2 protein-coding genes and 1 pseudogene are annotated in these 1,588 nt (G+C 69.3%); 1 reads left to right on the forward strand and 2 read right to left on the reverse strand.

Annotated elements, in window-relative coordinates; genetic code table 11:
- A pseudogene (locus WA965_RS19320) lies at positions 1-234 on the reverse strand (maleate cis-trans isomerase); the annotation flags it as partial.
- Positions 235-288: 54 nt separating this feature from the next.
- Positions 289-1,011, reverse strand: coding sequence for a maleate cis-trans isomerase family protein (locus tag WA965_RS19325; RefSeq protein WP_526300314.1), 723 nt, complete (start codon positions 1,009-1,011; stop codon positions 289-291).
- 81 nt (positions 1,012-1,092) lie between these two features.
- On the opposite strand from WA965_RS19325, the gene WA965_RS19330 reads away from it, so the two are divergent.
- Positions 1,093-1,588 (forward strand): NAD(P)-dependent oxidoreductase (locus tag WA965_RS19330; RefSeq protein WP_526447953.1); only part of this gene is annotated, 496 nt, incomplete at its 3' end.

Raw genomic sequence — 1,588 nt, forward strand, 5'->3', positions numbered from 1 at the left:
CCCCGACGTGCAGGCCCACATCACCGCGTCGGGTGCATCGGCGGCCAGCGCCGCGGCGCCGTCGGCGAGTCGGGTGTTGCTGCCGAGGTCGAGCAGCGCGTCGACCCGGTGGGCGTCCTCACCGACCGACGTGATCACCACCGGGAGTCGTACCGCGCCGCCGACCCGGGTCTCGAGAGCGGGGAAGTCGTCCTCGGCGCTGTGACCGGGGTAGAGCAGTCCCACTGTCGGCATGCGTCCTCCTTGACTGACATGACGGAATTGCAGAATTGTCAACAATACTAACGGTCAGCGTTCCATCAACTGCTGCCCGGGGCCGACCGCCTTGCGGCCGATCAGGTTCAGCGCCAGCCACATGGTGACCTGGTTGGCGGTCAGCACCGGCTTGCGCAGTTCGGCTTCCAGGCGGGCGATGACGTCGTAGGTCGGCATGTTCGTGCAGCTGATGAACACCGCCTGGGCGTGGTCGTTGTCGGTGTCGCGGACCAGTTGGGCGGTGACGTCGTGGGGCACCGTCCAGATGTCGGAGATCAGCCCGAGGCCGGTGGCGGCGGTGACCTCGACCCCGGCCTTGCCGAGGAAGGCGGTCAGCCCGACGGTCAGGTCCGCGGTGTAGGGCGTGGCGGTGGCGATCCGGTTGATCCCCAGATATCGCAGGGCGGCGAGCAGAGCCCCGCTGGTGGTCAGCGCCGCCGGGGCGCCGGCCCCCATCATCGCGGTCACCAGCGCCTGCTCGGCCATCGGTCCGCCGACGAAGCTGCCCGAGGTGCACGCATACGCGGTGACCAGCGGCGAGACCGCGGAGACGTCGATGACGGCGCGCGCGGCACTGTCCGGGTCGGAGATGTGCATCGCCATCTCCATCGTCGCCGCCATCGGGGCGAACGGCAGCCGGGTGAAGTGCAGGCTGACGTCGTCGGGAAGCCATCGCCATAACTCCCGGTCAAGAGCGAAGTCATAGGGCACGACGACTCCGATCCCGGCCTGGTGCAGGGGCGGCGAGGGGTTCATTTGCACAGTGTGAGGCCGGGTCGACCCGCCCGCAAGTCCGATTGTTGACAATCGGACGGTCGGGTTCCTAGCCTCGTCCCCGTGCCTAGGACAAGACCGGTGGTGGCTGTGTTGTGCGCCAAAGCCGATGACCGGCCACCCGGGCTCGACGATATCGATGTTGACCTGCGCTTTTGTGCGGCTGACGGGCTCGCCGAGGCGGTCCGCGGGGCCCAGGGGCTGCTGCTGTGGGACTTCTTCTCGATGGCCGTGCGCGATGTGTGGGCCGACGCGGGCGACCTCGAGTGGATTCACATCACCGCGGCCGGGGTCGACACGCTGCTGTTCGACGACCTGCGCAGCTCCGAGGTCGTGGTGACGAACGCCCGCGGGGTGTTCGACCGGCCGCTGGCCGAGTACGTGCTCGGCGCGGTGCTGGCCCACGCCAAGGACAGCCGCACCAGCTTCGACCTGCAGCGCCGACACGAGTGGCGTCACCGCGAAACGCGCAGCATCACCGGCGCCACCGCGCTGGTCGTCGGCACCGGCGGCATCGGCCGCGAGATCGCCAAGCTGCTGCGCGCGGCCGGCATGACGG

It is taken from the genome of Mycobacterium sp. (assembly GCF_049683935.1).
Lineage (GTDB): Bacteria > Actinomycetota > Actinomycetes > Mycobacteriales > Mycobacteriaceae > Mycobacterium.